13 protein-coding genes are annotated in these 16,482 nt (G+C 68.4%); 8 read left to right on the top strand and 5 right to left on the bottom strand.

The genetic code is table 11. The features are described from left to right. Positions 1 to 4: 4 nt before the first annotated feature. The 3 genes from C4B30_RS23420 to C4B30_RS23410 form a co-directional block, all read right to left on the bottom strand. Positions 5 to 1,366, bottom strand: a complete 1,362-nt coding sequence (locus C4B30_RS23420) for a sigma-54-dependent transcriptional regulator (protein ID WP_027781528.1) — start codon at positions 1,364 to 1,366, stop codon at positions 5 to 7. Then, entirely contained in the window at positions 1,356 to 3,251 is a 1,896-nt protein-coding gene (locus C4B30_RS23415) for a sensor histidine kinase (protein WP_027781527.1), read from the bottom strand. The genes C4B30_RS23420 and C4B30_RS23415 overlap by 11 nt, the downstream gene beginning before the upstream one ends. Positions 3,252 to 3,425: 174 nt before the next feature. Further along, positions 3,426 to 4,790, bottom strand: a complete 1,365-nt coding sequence (locus C4B30_RS23410) for a 2-hydroxycarboxylate transporter family protein (protein WP_027781526.1) — start codon at positions 4,788 to 4,790, stop codon at positions 3,426 to 3,428. Positions 4,791 to 5,213: 423 nt separating this feature from the next. On the opposite strand from C4B30_RS23410, the gene C4B30_RS23405 reads away from it, so the two are divergent. The 6 genes from C4B30_RS23405 to C4B30_RS23380 are packed head-to-tail and all read left to right on the top strand — an operon-like array spanning position 5,214 to position 11,443. Continuing rightward, on the top strand, positions 5,214 to 6,065 hold the full coding sequence (locus tag C4B30_RS23405) for a MetQ/NlpA family ABC transporter substrate-binding protein (protein ID WP_027781525.1): 852 nt from the start codon (positions 5,214 to 5,216) through the stop codon (positions 6,063 to 6,065). A gap of 11 nt (positions 6,066 to 6,076) precedes the next feature. Further along, the gene (locus C4B30_RS23400; RefSeq protein ID WP_027781524.1) at positions 6,077 to 7,489 is read left to right on the top strand and encodes an LLM class flavin-dependent oxidoreductase; all 1,413 of its coding nucleotides are present in this window, start codon (positions 6,077 to 6,079) and stop codon (positions 7,487 to 7,489) included. 18 nt (positions 7,490 to 7,507) lie between these two features. After that, a complete protein-coding gene (locus tag C4B30_RS23395; protein WP_027781523.1) occupies positions 7,508 to 8,686 on the top strand; it encodes a methionine ABC transporter ATP-binding protein in 1,179 nt (392 codons plus the stop codon). Further along, the gene (locus C4B30_RS23390) at positions 8,679 to 9,335 is read left to right on the top strand and encodes a methionine ABC transporter permease (RefSeq protein ID WP_027781522.1); all 657 of its coding nucleotides are present in this window, start codon (positions 8,679 to 8,681) and stop codon (positions 9,333 to 9,335) included. The genes C4B30_RS23395 and C4B30_RS23390 overlap by 8 nt, the downstream gene beginning before the upstream one ends. Positions 9,336 to 9,389: 54 nt before the next feature. After that, positions 9,390 to 10,232 (top strand): hypothetical protein, encoded by an 843-nt coding sequence (locus C4B30_RS23385; protein ID WP_027781521.1) that lies wholly within the window; start codon positions 9,390 to 9,392, stop codon positions 10,230 to 10,232. Beyond that, entirely contained in the window at positions 10,229 to 11,443 is a 1,215-nt protein-coding gene (locus C4B30_RS23380; RefSeq protein ID WP_027781520.1) for an acyl-CoA dehydrogenase family protein, read from the top strand. Before C4B30_RS23385 ends, C4B30_RS23380 begins: the two co-directional genes overlap by 4 nt. A gap of 126 nt (positions 11,444 to 11,569) precedes the next feature. On the opposite strand, the gene C4B30_RS23375 is transcribed toward C4B30_RS23380, so the two are convergent. Together C4B30_RS23375 and C4B30_RS23370 are read right to left on the bottom strand one after the other, a co-directional pair. After that, on the bottom strand, positions 11,570 to 13,297 hold the full coding sequence (locus tag C4B30_RS23375; protein ID WP_027781519.1) for a YadA family autotransporter adhesin: 1,728 nt from the start codon (positions 13,295 to 13,297) through the stop codon (positions 11,570 to 11,572). Positions 13,298 to 13,698: 401 nt separating this feature from the next. Next, a complete protein-coding gene (locus tag C4B30_RS23370; protein ID WP_027781518.1) occupies positions 13,699 to 14,547 on the bottom strand; it encodes a helix-turn-helix domain-containing protein in 849 nt (282 codons plus the stop codon). A 197-nt stretch (positions 14,548 to 14,744) separates the two neighbouring features. On the opposite strand from C4B30_RS23370, the gene C4B30_RS23365 reads away from it, so the two are divergent. Further along, on the top strand, positions 14,745 to 15,698 hold the full coding sequence (locus C4B30_RS23365; RefSeq protein WP_027781517.1) for a DUF2167 domain-containing protein: 954 nt from the start codon (positions 14,745 to 14,747) through the stop codon (positions 15,696 to 15,698). Continuing rightward, positions 15,695 to 16,420, top strand: coding sequence for a site-2 protease family protein (locus C4B30_RS23360; protein WP_027781516.1), 726 nt, complete (start codon positions 15,695 to 15,697; stop codon positions 16,418 to 16,420). Before C4B30_RS23365 ends, C4B30_RS23360 begins: the two co-directional genes overlap by 4 nt. The last annotated feature ends 62 nt before the right edge of the window (positions 16,421 to 16,482 follow it).

Raw genomic sequence — 16,482 nt, 5'->3', positions numbered from 1 at the left:
CGCGTCATTCGCCGCCGTCGGCCGCCGCGTCGCCGCGCGCGGGAATCCGCAGGTTGCGCAGCTTGTGATAGAGCGTTTTCTTCGGCATGCCGAGCGCCTCGCTCGCGTCCGCGACGTTGCCGTTGTGACGCCGCAGCATGTCCTCGATCAGCATCCGCTCGAAATACGCGAGCTGTTCCGCGAGCGTGCTGCCGGCCGTCGGCGCGCCGCCGGACGAAAGCAGGCTGTCGCCAGTCAGCCCGAGCACGAAGCGGTCGGCCACGTTCTGCAGTTCGCGCACGTTGCCGGGCCACGCGTGCGTCATCAGTTCGGACACCTGCGCGGCGGTGACGACCGGCGCCGGCTGCCCGAAGCGCCGCGCGGCCGCGAGCACGAAATGCTCGAACAGCAGCGGCACGTCCTCGCGCCGCTCGCGCAGCGGCGGCAGCTCGATCTGCGCGACGTTGAGGCGATACAGCAGGTCTGCACGAAAGCGCCCGTCGGCAGCGAGTTCGGCGAGATCGGCCTTCGACGCGGCCACCACGCGGCAATCGACCTGAATCAGGTCGTTCGCGCCGAGCCGCTCGATCACGCGCTCCTGCAGCACGCGCAGCATCTTGATCTGCAGCGCGATCGGCATCGTCTCGATCTCGTCGAGGAACAACGTGCCGCCGTCCGCCCATTCGATCTTGCCGATGCGTTTCTTGATCGCGCCGGTGAACGCGCCGGCCTCGTGGCCGAACAGTTCGCTTTCGAAAATCTGCTCGGGCAGGCCGCCGCAGTTCAGCGCGACGAAATGCGCATCGCGCCGACCGCCGAAGTCGTGCAGGCTGCGCGCGATCAGCTCCTTGCCAGTGCCCGTCTCGCCGGTGATCAGCACCGATACCGACGTGTCGGCGAGGCGCAGGATCTTCTTGCGCACGTCGGCGATCGCGGGCGACTTGCCGAGCACGAACGCCTCGATGCCCTGCCAGTTGTTCAGCGCCGCACGCAGCCCCTGCACCTCGAGCGTGAGCCGGCGCTTCTCGACCGCACGCGCGACGCGGCCGGCGATCAGGTCCGACGAGAACGGCTTCTCGATGAAGTCGTACGCGCCGACCTGCATCGCGCCGACGGCCGTGGAGATGTCCGCGTGGCCGCTGATCAGCACGACCGGGATCTGCGCATCGACGGCCATCACGCGGTCGAGCAACTGCAGCCCGTCGATGCCCGGCATCCGCACATCCGACACGATCACCACCCGCGCGCCGGGCGCGACGTGGGCGAGTGCGTCGGCGGCCGACGCGAACGCGTCGACCGGGAACCCGGCGAGCGCGACGGCCTGCTCGACGCCGATCCGGACGTTCTCATCGTCCTCGACGACCAGCACCCGAATCTCATCTTCCATGCTCTGTCCTTTGTTGCGGCGTCGCCGCCGCGAATTCGATGGTGAACTGCGCGCCTCCTTCGTCGCGGTTCGCCGCGGCGATCTTCGCGCCGAACGCCTCGACGATGCGCGACGTGATCGCGAGGCCCAGCCCGAGACCCTGGCCGCGCGGCTTGGTCGTGACGAACGGCTCGAACAGGTGCGGCAGCACGTCGGGCGCGATGCCGGCGCCGCTGTCGGCCACAGTGAAACGCACGCGGCCGGCGTCGTCCGCACCGTCCGCTTCGGCTGCCTCGATGACGATGCGGCGCACCGGTGCGTCGTGCACCGCGTCGAGCGCGTTGCCGAGCAGGTTCACGATCACCTGCTGCAACTGGCTCGATTCGGCCGATACCGTCGTGCCGGGCGCGATGTTCACGTCGAGCCGCACGCCTTCGTCGCGAATGCGCGCATCGTAGATGAGCCGCGCATGCGCGACGGCCTCGTTCAGCGACACCGCGACGCGCTCGACGTCGGGCTTGCGCGCGAAAGTCTTCAACTCGCCGGTGAGCACGGCCATGCCGTCGACCAGCTTGCCGACCCGTTCGAGGTTCGCGAGCGCCGGCGCCGGCTGGCCGCGTTCGAAGAACGTGCGCGCGTTGTCGCACAGCGTGCGGATCGCGACGAGCGGCTGGTTCAGCTCGTGCGTGAGGCCGGCGGCCATCTGCCCGAGCACCGCGAGCTTGCCCGCGTGCACGACTTCCTGCTGCGACGCGCGCAGGCGCTGCTCGGTGCGTTCGCGCTCGACGATCTCGCGCTGCATCCGCTCGTTCGCGGCCGTCAGCGCGGCCGTGCGCTGCGCGACCGTCAGTTCGAGCCGGTCGTTCGCGCGGCGCAGCGCGTCCTGCGCGCTCAGCCGCGCGATGATCGCCCGGCGGCGCTGGATGGCATAGCCGACCAGCAGCGCGACGATCAGGAACGCGCCGGTGACGAACACGAACGCCGTCTGCTGCTGGCGCCGCGCGCCGGCGATGTCGAGCAGCACCATCAACGAATCGCCGGCCTGCGGCGCGGGGCGCGACATCACGAGATAACGCGTGGTGCGGCCGGCGTGACGCGGATCGGGGAAGGTGCCGAACCAGGCGGCCGAGCTGCGATCGCCGATGCGGCGATAGGGCAGTGCGTCGACGGTGCGGCCCGCGTACTGGCGCGACGCCTGGATGTCGCGCTGCTGCTGCGCGGTGATCGGGCGCAGCGCGGTAAATTTCCACGCGGGCTCGGTCGAGATCACGACCACGCCGTTGCTGTCGACCACCAGCGCGGCGACGCCCGGCGCGCGCCACGCCGATTCGAGCGGGTCGACGCTGATCTTCACGGCGGCCACGCCGATCGGTACGCCGTCGCTGCGCACCGCGCTCGCGAAATAGACGCCCGGCACGCCGGTGTTGGTGCCGATGCCGAAGAAGCGGCCGCTGCCGCGCGCGAGTGCGTCCTTGAAGTACGGCCGGTACGACACGTTGGTGCCGACGAAACTGATCGTCTCGTTCCAGTTGCTGGCGGCGATCACGTCGCCTTGCAGATCGATCACGTCGACCGCGCCGCTGCCCGCGTCGCGATTCACGGCTTCGAGGTAGGTGTTCACCGCATGCGCGAGCTCGGACGCATCGTTCGGCGCGGCTTTCAGCATCGCCCGCACGCCGTCCTGCCGCGCGACCAGGCCGGGCAGGATCTCGAAGCGGCCGAGCTCGCTCTTCAGGCTCGACGCGTACAGGTCGAGCCGGTGCGCGCCGGCCTCCTCGAGCGCGTCGATCGCGCGTTCCCACGCGAAATCGACGGCCGCACCGGCTACGCCGACATACAGCACCGCGGCCGATGCCCAGCCCCACCACGGGATTCCCTTGAAGCTCTTCTGCACGTTCGCCCTCATCGAAGCTCGCCACCGGCCGTCCGTCACCGGCCGTCCGCTACCGGGTCGTCCACAACCGGCCGTCCGCAACCGGCCGTCCACAACCGTCCGCTCAGAACGACGCGCGCCGCGCGCCGGCAGGGCCGGCGGCGGCGCGTGCGAAGCAGCCGGCGCGACGATGCGCGCGGCCGCGCATTATCCGAAGTGCGCGACCAGGATCAGCGTCACCGTGACGACGATCGCGCCGCCGATCCGGGTGGCGATCTGCGCGAACGGCATCAGCTGCATCCGGTTCGCGGCGGTCAGGATCGCGACGTCGCCGGTGCCGCCTTGCCCGCTGTGGCAGGCGTTCACGATTGCGGTGTCGATAGGGTACATCTTCAGCAGGCGGCCGACCACGAAACCGGTGCCCATCAGCGTCGCGACGGTCGAGACGATCGTGATCACGTTGACGATCGTGAACGCGGCGGTCAGCTTGTCCCACGGCGTCATCGCGACGCCGATCGCGAACAGCAGCGGATACGTGACGGCGGTCGAGAAGAACTTGTAGACGACGAACGCGCCTTCCTGCAGCGGCGGCGACACCGCGCGCGCGAGCTTCACCAGCACCGCGAGGAACAGCATCGCGACCGGCGCGGGCAGACCGAACAACTTGTGCGCCATCAGGCCGACGAGGTACAGCGTGATCGCCGTGATGCCGGCGCCCGCGATGTGCGTGACGTCGACGTGGCCGCGGATCTCCTCGTTTTCCGGCGTCATGTCGCCGCTTTCGCCGACTTGCAGGCGACCGTTGCCGGTCAGGTGCGGCAGGCGCTTGCCGAGCATGTCGAGCGCGCCCGACAGGATGATCGCGGTCAGGCTGCCGAGCATCACCGACGGCAGCACCATCGCGAACATCTCGCCTTGCGGCAGGTGCATCAGTTCCGAATAGCCGATCGACAGCGGAATCGCGCCTTCGCCGACGCCGCCCGCCATGATCGGCACGACGATGTACAGCAGCGTGTGACGCGCGCCGAGGCCGAGCGCGGTGCCGACCGCCGTGCCGACGATCGCGGCCGCGATCGAACCGACGGCGAGCGGGACGAAGATCTTCACGAAGCCCTGGATCAGCACGCGCCGGTCCATGCTCAAAATGCTGCCGACGATGATCGACGCGATGAACAGGTACAGGAAGTTGGTCGACTTGGTGAATTCGGTCGTCAGGTTCAGCACCGGCTTCGGCAGCACGTGGTAGTACGTGAGCGCCGACGGCACGAAGGTCGCGAAGATCGCGGCCGCGCCGATGTTGCGCAGCAGCGGCAGGCGCTTGCCGAGTTCCGCGCACGTGAAGCCGAAGAACGCGAGCACCGCGATCGCCATCGAGATTTCGCCGGGCACCTTGCCGGTCACCACGAAGCCGACGATCAGCGCGAGCAGGATGAAATAGACGGGCAGCGGAATGATGCCGATGCGGATTTCCATCAGCTTCCACCAGCCTTCGGGCCAGAAGCGTTCGCGCGTGGCGGGACCGGCTTCGGCAATCGGCGCGGGATGAGACGGGGTTTGGATAGAGGTCTGCAAGACGTGTCTCCTGATGTTTGGAATGCCTGCATTCGCTTCGCGGCATCGTGTGCCGTCTATTACGCAACCTCCGTGCCAGTATTCCGGCCTGCCGGAATATTTTTAATGCATTGATTCACAAGGGATTTGTTTCGTCTGCGGAAACGGTTTTCCCCGCCGGCTGGCCGAGATTTCGGAATCGGCGCGGCGGGCAGGCCGAGATTTCGGCCTGGCGGCGGCCCGGGCGGCCGGCCGAACCCGACGCCCGCCATATCGCCGCGCGCGATTTTCTTCGCACAATCGCTTCGTAGACCGCCCTCCCGCCGCTCTCTATCATCGGCTGATCCTTTTCCGATGCGATGACGACTGTCCGGAGAACGCCCGCGCGTTCGCCGCGGCATCGCTCATCCGTCGATACCGTCCCTGGACAGGAGAGTGGTTTCCATGCTGCATCCCGTTTTTTCCGCCCGCTTTTCCGTCGGCCGCCTGGCCCGGCCGGCCCGCCTGCTGACGGCCGCGTTGCTCGCGACGTTGCTCGGCCTCGTGCTGCCGAATGGCGCGCGCGCCGACACCGCGCCGCTGAAGGTCGGCATCTCGACCAGCCCGCAGATCGAGGCGCTGAAGATCGCCGCGAAGGAGGCGAAGGCGCAGGGTCTCGACGTGAAGATCGTCGAATTCACCGACTGGAATACGCCGAACGCGGCGCTCGCGAACAAGGACATCGACGTCAACTACTTCCAGCACATCCCGTTTCTCGAGAACGCGAAGAAGCAGGGCGGCTACAACTTCATCTCGATCGCGCCCGGCACGATCATGAAGATCGGCCTCTATTCGAAGAAGGTGAAAAGCTTCGCCGAGCTGAAGGACGGCGCGCGCGTCGCGATCGCGAACGATCCGGTCAACGGCGGGCGCGGGTTGTTGCTGCTGCAGCGCGCGGGGCTCATCACGCTGAAGCCGGGCACCGACTACCGTGCGACGACGCACGACATCGTCGCCAATCCGAAGCACCTGAAGATCATCCCGCTCGAAGCGTCGCAACTCGCGCGTTCGCTCGACGACGTCGACCTCGCGCAGGGCTACCCGAGCTTCATCAAGCTCGCCGGCACGACCGACCCGAACAGCGCGCTGCTGTTCGACGGGACCGAGAACAAGAACTTCGCGATCCAGTGGGTCGTGCGGCCCGAGAGCGCGAACGATCCGCGCATCCGCAAGTTCATCGCGATCTACCAGCACTCGCCGGACGTGCGCCGGGCACTCGACAACGCGTTCGGCTCGCTGTACGCGATCGCGTGGTGACGGAGGCGAACATGACGACGGCGAACCGCAAGAAGATCCTGCTCAACGCGTTCAACATGAACTGCGTCGGGCACATCAACCACGGGCTGTGGACGCATCCGCGCGACCGCTCCGCGCACTACACCGATCTCGACTACTGGGCCGATCTCGCGAGGACGCTCGAACGCGGCAAATTCGACGGGATCTTTCTCGCGGACATCGTCGGCGTGTACGACGTGTTCGGCGGCGGGCCCGACGCCGCGCTGCGCGAATCGGTGCAGGTGCCCGTCAACGATCCGCTGCTGCTCGTGCCGGCGATGGCGCAGGTCACGCGGCATCTGGGCTTCGGCGTGACCGCGAACCTGACCTACGAGCCGCCGTACCTGTTCGCGCGCCGCATGTCGACGCTCGATCATCTGACGAAAGGGCGGGTGGGCTGGAACATCGTCACCGGCTACCTCGACAGCGCCGCGCGCGGGATGGGCCTCGCGCAGCAAATCGGCCACGACGACCGCTACGAGCGCGCCGACGATTACATGGACGTCGTCTACAAGCTGTGGGAACAGAGCTGGGACGACGACGCGGTGATCCGCGACGCGCGGGCACGTGTGTTCGCGCAGCCGGGCAAGGTGCGGCGCGTGAAGCACGACGGGCCGTTCTATTCGATCGATGCGATTCACCTGAGCGAACCGTCGCTGCAGCGCACGCCGGTGCTGTACCAGGCCGGGTCGTCCGCGCGCGGCGTCGAGTTCGCCGGCCGCCACGCGGAATGCGTGTTCGTGAACGGGCAGAGCAAGGCCGCGGCGCGCGCGGCGGTGCTCGACATCCGCGCGGCCGCCGCGCGGCAGGGGCGCGACCCGGCGTCGATCAGGATTTTCGCCGGGGTGAGCGTCGTGACCGCCGAGACCGAGCGGCTCGCGCGCGAGAAATTCGACGAGTACCGGCGCTACGCGAGCCCGGAAGCCGGCCTCGCGCACTTCGCGAGCTCGACCGGTATCGACTTCGCGAAATACGGCCTCGACGAGCCGATCTCGTACGTGAAGACCGATTCGATCCAGTCGGCGGTCGACGCGATCTCGCGCAAGAGCACGACCGGCACGTGGACGGTGCGCCGGATGCTCGAGCAGATGTCGCTCGGCGGCCGTTATGCGCCGATCGTCGGTTCGCCGTCGCAGGTCGCGGACGAACTGCAGTCGTGGATCGACGAGACGGGTATCGACGGCTTCAACCTGACGCGCACCGTGATGCCGGAATCGTTCGAGGACTTCGTCGATTGGGTCGTGCCCGAGCTGCAGAACCGCGGCGTCTACAAGGAAGACTACGATCCCGCGCCGACGCTGCGCGAGAAGCTGTTCGGCGCGAGCCCGCGCCTGCCCGCCTGGCATACCGGCGCGCAGCACCGGCCGACGGCCGTATCCGAACCCGCGCATCACGCGCATGCCTGAACGTGACGGAGCGAAGCGATGACGCAATTGTTCGATACGCTGGGTTTCATCGAGGCATCGGCCGCGGGTGTCGGCGCCGGTGCGACGGCGCATGACGAAACGGCCGCGCCGGCCGATGGCGCGGCCGTGTCGCTGGAGCAGGTCGGCAAGGTGTTCGCGACACCGCGCGGCCACGCCGCCGCGCTGCGCGACGTCACGCTCGACGTGCGGCGCGGCGAGGTATTCGGAATCATCGGCCGCAGCGGAGCCGGCAAGTCGACGCTGCTGCGGCTCGTGAACGGCCTCGAACGGCCGAGTTCGGGCCGCGTGCGCGTGCAGGGCGTCGACGTCGGCACGCTCGACGAGGATGGCCTCGTCGCGTTGCGGCGCCGCACCGGCATGGTGTTCCAGCATTTCAACCTGCTGTCCGCGAAGACGGTGTTCGAGAACGTCGCGCTGCCGCTGAAGATCGCCGGCGTGCCGAAGGCCGAACGCGTGCGCAAGGTCGAGGCGCTGCTCGATCTCGTCGGGCTCGCCGCGAAGCGCGATGCGTATCCGGCGAGCCTGTCGGGCGGGCAGAAGCAGCGTGTCGGCATTGCGCGGGCGCTCGTGCACGATCCCGAGGTGCTGCTGTGCGACGAGGCGACGTCGGCGCTCGATCCGGAAACCACGCAATCGATCCTCGCGCTGCTCGCGGACATCAACCGCCGCCTCGGGCTGACGATCGTGCTGATCACGCACGAGATGGAAGTGATCCGCGCGGTGTGCGACACCGTTGCGGTCATCGAACAGGGCGAGGTCGTCGAAACGGGGCCGGTGTGGCGCGTGTTCGGGGATCCGCGCCACGGTGCGACGCGTGCGCTGCTGAGCACGCTTCAGCACGACCTGCCGGCCGAGCTGGCCGCGCGCGTGCGGCCGCTGCCCGAACCGGCCGCGCTGCCCGACGGCGCGCGGATCGTGCTCGACGTCCGCTATACGGGCGAGAGCGGCGGCGAGCCGGACGTCGGCGCGCTCGCGGCGGCGCTCGGCGGCTCCGTGCGGTTCCTGCACGGCGGCATCGAAAGCATCCAGGGGCATGCGCAGGGGCGGCTCGTGATCGCCGCGACGCCGCGTGCGGATGACGCCGGCCCGTCGGCGGCGCGCGGCGATGCGGTCGCCGCGCTGCTCGAACGCGCGCGCCGCCATGCGAATCACGCGGAGGTGCTCGGCTATGTTTGAGCTCTGGTGGCCCGAACTGCTCGACGCGATCCGCGACACGCTGTCGATGGTCGCCGCGTCGGCCGCGATCGCCGCGCTGATCGGCATCCCGCTCGCGGTGATTCTCGTGACCACCGCGCCCGGCGGCATCTATGCGCGGCGCGGCGTGAACGCGGTGCTCGGCGCGCTCGTCAACGTGTTCCGCTCGACGCCGTTCATCATCCTGCTGGTCGCACTGCTGCCGTTCACGCGCGTGCTGATCGGCACGACGATCGGTGTCTGGGCGGCCGTCGTGCCGCTGTCGATCGCCGCGATCCCGTTCTTCGCGCGGATCGCCGAAGTGAGCCTGCGCGAAGTCGATCGCGGGCTGATCGAGGCCGCGCTCGCGATGGGCGCGAAGCGCCGCCACATCGTGTGGCACGTGCTGCTGCCCGAAGCGCTGCCCGGCATGCTCGGCGGTTTCACGATCACCGTCGTCGCGCTGATCGGCTCGACCGCGATGGCGGGCGCCGTCGGCGCGGGCGGGCTCGGCGATCTCGCGATCCGCTACGGCTACCAGCGTTTCGACACCACCGTCATGGCGACCGTGATCGTGATCCTGATCGCGCTCGTCTCGGCCGTGCAAATCACGGGCGACCGCCTGGTCCGACGCGTGACCCGGCGAACCTGAGCGACGCCACGAGCGTCCGCTCGCTTCATCAATGATCCTGAGAGACCGACAGATATGACCTTGCCCCTCGGCGCGCCGCGCGAATGGAACGGACAATTCGAGGAAGCGCTGTTTCTCGACGTGGCGCGACGCCATCGTCCCGGCTTCCCTGACAAACTCGCCACGCCGCCGCGCGAGCCGGCCAACGCGGACGAACTGGCCGCCGTCGCCGACTACTACACGAAGATGGCGTCGCACGACCTGTTCATCGTGCAGGTCGTCGCGAAGGCGATCGACACGCTGTTCCGCGACGATCCGCATTTCCAGCTGATCTTGTCGCGCCAGCTCGGCGACGACGGCGCGCATGCGGTGATCGGCCGCGAGCGCGTGACCGAGCTGACGGGGCGCGATCCGCTGCCGGAAGTCGACCGGCTCGTCGCCGCGCACTGGGCGCGCATCGGCGACATCGCGGTGCGCGACGTCGCGGGCTTTCTCGCGTTCGAATGGCATTACGAGCTGCACATCCTCGCGAAGCTGTGGATTCAGCGCAAGACCGGCCGCATCGGCGACAGTGCGATGCGCGAGCACGGCGAGAACCGGATTCGCCCGGACGAGGAATGGCATCGCGTGCAGATCGTCCAGTGGTGGTTCGACACGTTACAGGCGCTGCCGGCCGCCGAGCGCGACGCGCTGATCGAACGCGTGATCGCGGCCGACGAGGAAACCCAGGCGCGGCTCGACGGCTACCTGCACGACGAGTACGCGCACACCGCGCTGGTGTTCGGCGCGGATATCGCGGAATATCGTGCGATCTACGACGACTGGCGGCGCGAGATCCTGTCGCGGCTGACCGGCCGCCGGCTCGGCGCGCTCGTACCGCTGTCGGGCGAAACCGTTGAACAGGAAGCTGTCGCATGAACGATCCACGCGGCCCGGCGACCCTCGCGCCGGATACCGACGATGCGCCGGTACTCGGCCCGGGCGCATTGACACCCGTCATCGATGCATTGCGAGCGAGCGCCGCCGCGCGCGACCGCGCGGGCGGTCATGCGGCGCAGGAGAAGCAGTGGCTCGCCGATGCGGGCCTGCTGACGCTCGCGGTGCCGCGCGCGTTCGGCGGCCAGGAGGCGGCGTGGCCCGCGATCTATGACGCGATCCGGCAGGTCGCGCGGGTCGACAGCGCGCTCGCGCATCTCGTCGGGTTCCAGTGCCTGCAGGTGGTGAGCGTCGACGTGTGGGGCAGCGCCGCGCAGCGCGAGCGCTATCTGCGCGGCACGGTCGACGAGCGCTGGTGGTGGGGCAACGCGGTCAATCCGCTCGACACGCGGCTCGTGGCCACGGCGACGCCCGACGGCGGCTACCGGCTCGACGGCGTGAAGGGCTTCTGTTCCGGCACGCGCGGCTCGCAGCGGATGACGGTGTCCGCGCACGATCCGGCCACCGGCCGCACCGTGTTCGGCGTGGTGCCGACCGATCGGGTGGGGATCACGGTCAACGAGGATTGGGACCCGATCGGCCAGCGCCAGACCGACAGCGGCAGCGTGCGCTTCGACGGCGTGGTGCTCGCGGCGGACGAGGTGCTGCATCGTTCTGAAACTCCACCAACGCCGCGCGCGACGCTGCGCACGCTCGTGTCGCAGCTCGTGCTGACGAACCTGTTCGTCGGCCTGGCGGAAGGCGCGCTGGCCGAGGCGCGCGACTACGTGCGTCAGCATGGCCGCCCGTGGGTTCACTCGAACGTCGAGCGGGCCGAAGACGATCCGTACACGCTCCAGCGCTTCGGCGACATGCGCGTGCGTGCGATTGCCGCGGCGGCGCTGGCCGATCGCGCGGCCGGCGCGTTGCAGCACGCGTGGGCGCGGCAGGATGCGCTGACGGCGGACGAACGCGCCGAAGTCGCGCTCGCGGTATCGGAGGCGAAGATCGTCGCGCAGCGCGCGGCGCTCGACAACGGCGAGGCGCTGTTCGATGCGTGCGGCGCGCGCGCGACGGCCGCGTCGCTCGGCCTCGACCGCTTCTGGCGGAATGCGCGCACGCATACGCTGCACGATCCGCTCGACTACCGGCTGCGCGACGTGGGCCGGTTCGCGCTCACCGCGGAATTGCCGCCGGCGTCGCTCTATACGTAAGCGAAATGAATCGCCAGCGTAACCGGCATGCCGCGTGTCACGACCGCGTCATCGGCGCGGTGACGCCGATGACCAGCATGGCAGTGTCAAGAAACAGGCTCTTGACACTGCACGGTCGGAGGCCGGTTACCAGCGGTAGCCGACGCCCGCACCCGCACCGAACGAACCGTGGCCCGAAACAGCCGTCGTCACCGAGCCCTTGACCAGCCATTTCGCCGTCGCGACGGAAAGGCCGACCGCCATTGCGCTTTGACCGCCGTACGTGCCGCCGCCGAGCGCGACCACCTTTTCACCCGGCAGCACGGCTTGCGGCAGGTTCGCCATCGCGATCGCGCTTGCCGTGCCCGCATTCGCGTCCTTGCGATATTTCGACATTTCCTCGCGGACGGAATTGATTGCGCCGTTCAACTGGCGCACGTTGACGCCGTCCGTCGGTGCGGTGCCGTCGGCCATGTTGGTCAACTGGCGCTCTGCGCCCGGCGCGCCGATCGAAACCGTGTTGTCGCGATCCGCGACCGAGTTGGCGCCCAACGCCACCGAATTGTTGGCGCTCGCGCGGCTGTTCGTGCCGATCGCGGTCGAGTCCGTGCCCGACACATTCGAGCCGGTGCCGATCGCCGTTCCGTTTGTCCCGGTGACTTTCGAATTCGTGCCGATGGCCGTTCCGTTCGTTGCGGTGACAGTGGCGGTGACGCCGACCGCCGTACCGTTGTCTCCCGAGACGTTGGAGCCGTTGCCTACTGCGGTGCCGTTCGGCACGCTGACTAGCGTATTTTTGCCGATCGCGGTGTCGGTATCGTCCGTCACCGTGCCGCTCGGGACGCTCGACGAAATTTTGCCGACGGTCGTCGTGAGCGTTGCCAGATCCGCCGTCAACGTGGAAACCTGATTTGCGATCGAGAAGAGCTGCGAGCCGTTGACTGCATCCGTGCTGGTCGCGCTGATCGCGCCCGCTGCGACGTTCACGATCTGACGCTCGGCGCCGGCGCTGCCCACGCTGACCACGCCAACCGGCGTACCCGCGAAACCGCTGTAGCTGACGCCGTTGAGCGTCACGCTGCTTACGGTCGTGAAAGCACGCGTGGCAGCGTTCGAACCCAGGGCCACGGAATTCGCATTGGCCGCGTTCGCGCCTTCGCCGATGGCGACCGAATTCACCGCCGACGCGGTTGCGCGCGCAATCGCGACGCTGCCGGTAGCGGATGCCACGCTGTCGATGCCGAGCGCGACCGCGTCACCCGCACCTGCGTTCGCCTGGAAGCCGAGTGCCGTACCGCCGGCCGCAATGCTGCCCTTGCCCACGGCCGTGGAAAATGTCGTGGTGGCGCTGGCGCTTTGCCCGACCGCCGTCGACTGGTCGACGGCGAACGCGCCCTGGCCGAAGGCGGATGCCGTCCCGCCGTTCGCGATGGCCCCGTTGCCGACTGCCGTCGCCTGGGCTCCGGTCGCGCTTGACGCCGCGCCCACCGCCGTTGCCTGATCGCCGGTTGCCACGGCATTTCCGCCGACGGCCGTCGCGAGCGTGCCGGTCGCGGCCGCCATGCGGCCGATCGCGACGGTTTCGCTATAGGCCCCGGTCGACGAGCCCGAGTTCGCGACTGCCGCGGTGCCGATCGCCACGTTGTCGCAGCCGGTTGCATTGGCAGGATACGTGCCGCTTCCCGAGATGGCGATGTTGCCGACACAGCCGCCCGACGTGTCGGTCGACGTCCCGTTCTGCACATAATCGGCGCGCGCGGGTGCGGAAGCCGCGAATGCGACAACCGCTGCGCTCACGGCGATGGCCAACGCCGCTTTCGACTTTGCCGGCGTGTGCAGTGCCGGATTCCCCAACCCTCGATGCATCTTGTTCATGTTTTTCCTAGGCTCGATATAAAAATTGTGTTGTGGCTTGCTCGTCGTTCTCACGATTTCCCGATCGCGGTGCATTCGCGATTTTTTTTACCGAAGTCCTTGTTCGAGTACGATCAAATTGAAAAGACGTACTAAACAAATTTGACATTCGGTGACGCGAGTCAACGGGGAAATGGCACAGGTGCCGCTACATTTGACTTATCCGGAACGCCGACGCGTCCCGGATCTGCAGCACGGAGATGCGACGACGCATTTTGATCGGACTTGCCGGCGCCCAGGTTTGCCATGGCGCCCGATCTCTATGCTGTGGGGAAAATTCGTCGTCTTGATGGTTGCGCCGACCGCCGGCGCGCAAGGCGGTGTTCGAGCGGCGGCTTCCGTCGATCGCCGCTGCCCGCTTGCTACTCCGCCGGCAACGCGTCCGCCAGCGCCCGCATCGCATCCACCGTTTCCGGATTCGCCGGAAAGAACGCCTCGATCGCGAGTTCCGACAGCGTCACGTCGACCGGCGTGCCGAACACCGTCGTCGTACTGAAGAACGTCAGCTCGCCGCGCGCCGTGCGTAGCCGCAGCGGCACGGCGATATCCGCGAAATCGGTGCGCGCATGCGTATCGTCGGGCTGACCGGCCGGCGCCGGATACGCGGCGAGTTCGTCGCGCAGCGCATGCAGCGTGCGGTCGCCGCTCGCATCGATCTGCCGCTGCAGCCGATGCAGGATGTGCGCGCGCCATTCGTGCCAGTTGACGATCTGCGACGCGAGACCGTCCGGATGCAGGCTCAGCCGCAGCACGTTGACGGGCGGCTGCAGCAGCGCCGGATCGGCCTGCGCGACCAGCGCGCCGAGCATCCGGTTCGCCGCGAGCAGCGTCCAGTGGCGGTCCACCGCGAGCGCCGGGTACGGCTCGTGGCCGCGCAGCACGGCTTCGACCGCATGACGCGCGGCATCCAGTTGCGGATCCGAAAACGGCCGTTCGCGAAACAGCGGCGCGAAGCCGGCCGCGACGAGCAGCGCATTGCGCTCGCGCAGCGGCACGTCGAGGCGTTCGGCGAGATGCAGCACCATCTCGCGGCTCGGCTGCGCGCGGCCCGATTCGACGAAGCTCAGGTGGCGCGCGGACACTTCCGCGTCGAGCGCGAGCGCCATCTGGCTCAGGCGCCGGCGCTGCCGCCACGTGCGCAGCAGCGGGCCGACGCCGGACGCGCGGCCGGCGGACGGGGAAGGCGAATGGAGGGCAGCGGTCGAGTTCATGCAGCAGATGATAGGCAATCCCGCGCCGCTTCGGTATTACCTGCGAGGTAAGCACCGCGCCGCACCCCCCGGCGCGCACATCCGCTGCGTTACCATAGCTCCCGTGCCACCTGAGAGGCGGCGCCGGACCCGCGACGACAACGCCTGGGCCGGTCGCCGCGCACATTGACAACAAGGCATTCCAGGGGAATCCAACAATGAAAAAACTTGCCGTCCGGCTCGCCTGCGTGGCGACGCTCGCACTCGCCGCGACCAGCGGCCACGCGCAGACCGAAGCTGCGCAAGTGGAAATGAGGGCCGCCGCCGCGGCCGCCAACGAAGCGGTCGTGAAGGGGCCGACCGACATCGACGTGAAACACGAAGCCGTGCTGAAGCTGAAGGCGGGCGAATCGTTCGTGCCGGCCGCCGAGGCCGGCCGCTACCTGCGCTCGATGGGCAACGCGATCGACGAATCGAAGCTGGTCGGCCTCGTGCTGCCCGACGATCCCGATGCCGACTGGATCTCGGTCGTGTCGTTCGAGCCGAGCGGCTACATCCGCGACGACGACGCGAAGGACTGGAAGCCCGACGAGCTGCTGAAAAGCCTGCAGGCCGGCACCGAGGAGAACAACCCGGCGCGCAAGGAGCGCGGCCTGCCCGAAACCGAGGTGGTCGGCTGGGCGAAGGCGCCCGCATACGACGCGGCCACGCACCGGCTCGTGTGGTCCGCGATCATCCGCGACAAGGGCACGGCGCCGAATGCCGGGAGCGACGGCGTGAACTACCGAACGCTCGTGCTCGGCCGCGACGGCTACCTGTCGCTGACGATGGCGTCGACGCTCGCCGACCTGCCGAAGTACAAGGCATCGGCCGACGCGCTGCTGTCGAACATCAGCTTCAACGACGGCAAGCGCTATGCCGACTTCAACAAGTCGACGGACCACGTCGCCGAGTACGGGCTCGCGGCGCTGATCGTTGGCGTCGGCGCGAAAAAGCTCGGCCTGCTCGCGCTGATCGGCGCGTTTGCGGTGAAGTTCTTCAAGATCGGCGCGGTCGCGCTGCTGGCCGGCGGTGCGGCGCTCAAGCGCTTCTTCGGGCGCAAGCCGAAGGCGGCCGCGGTGCCGGCCGTCGCCGATACATCCGAGGCGGCCGCCACGGAGCGCAAGGAATGACGAAGCTGCTGCTGCTGATCTTCGGCGGGCTGAAGCTCGGCAAGGTGCTCGTATCGGCCGGCACGATGCTCGCGTCGATCGCGGTCTATGCGCTGTTCTACGGCTGGCGCTTCGCGGCCGGTTTCGTCGCATTGCTGCTGGTGCACGAAGCCGGCCACTATCTCGCCGCGCAGCGGCGCGGGCTCGACGTCGGGCTGCCGACGTTCATCCCGTTCGTCGGCGCATGGATCCAGTTGAAGGAAATGCCGCACGACGCGGAAACGGAGGCATACGTCGGGCTCGCCGGGCCGTTCGTCGGCACGCTCGGCGCGCTGGCCTGCTATGCGGCCGCGCGTCACTACGACAGCAACCTGCTGCTCGCGCTGTCGTACACGGGTTTCTTCCTGAACCTGTTCAACATGATTCCGCTGTCGCCGTTCGACGGCGGGCGGATCACCGCGGTGCTGTCGCCGCGCATCTGGTTCGCGGGCGTGCCGGTGCTGATCGCGCTGTTCGTGTATCGGCCGAGCCCGCTGCTGATCGTGATGGCGATCCTCGCGCTGCCGCAACTGAAGCGCGCGTGGCGCTACGATCCCGACGCGCCGGAGAATCGCGTGTACTACGCGACGTCGATCGAGACGAAGACGACCTACGCACTCTGCTACGTCGGCCTGCTCGCGTTCCTCGCGCTGATGACGTCCGGCGTGCACGACATGTTGCGCGTCGTGCATGCGTCGACCTGACGTCGATTCGATGCAAAAAAAGCGGCGGCCGTCGTTACGCGGCCGCCGCTTCCCGAAGGTCG

This window comes from Burkholderia sp. BE12, assembly GCF_002959955.1.
GTDB lineage: Bacteria > Pseudomonadota > Gammaproteobacteria > Burkholderiales > Burkholderiaceae > Burkholderia.
Note: the sequence above shows the minus strand (reverse complement) of the source record. Positions and strands in the feature narration are given on the sequence as shown.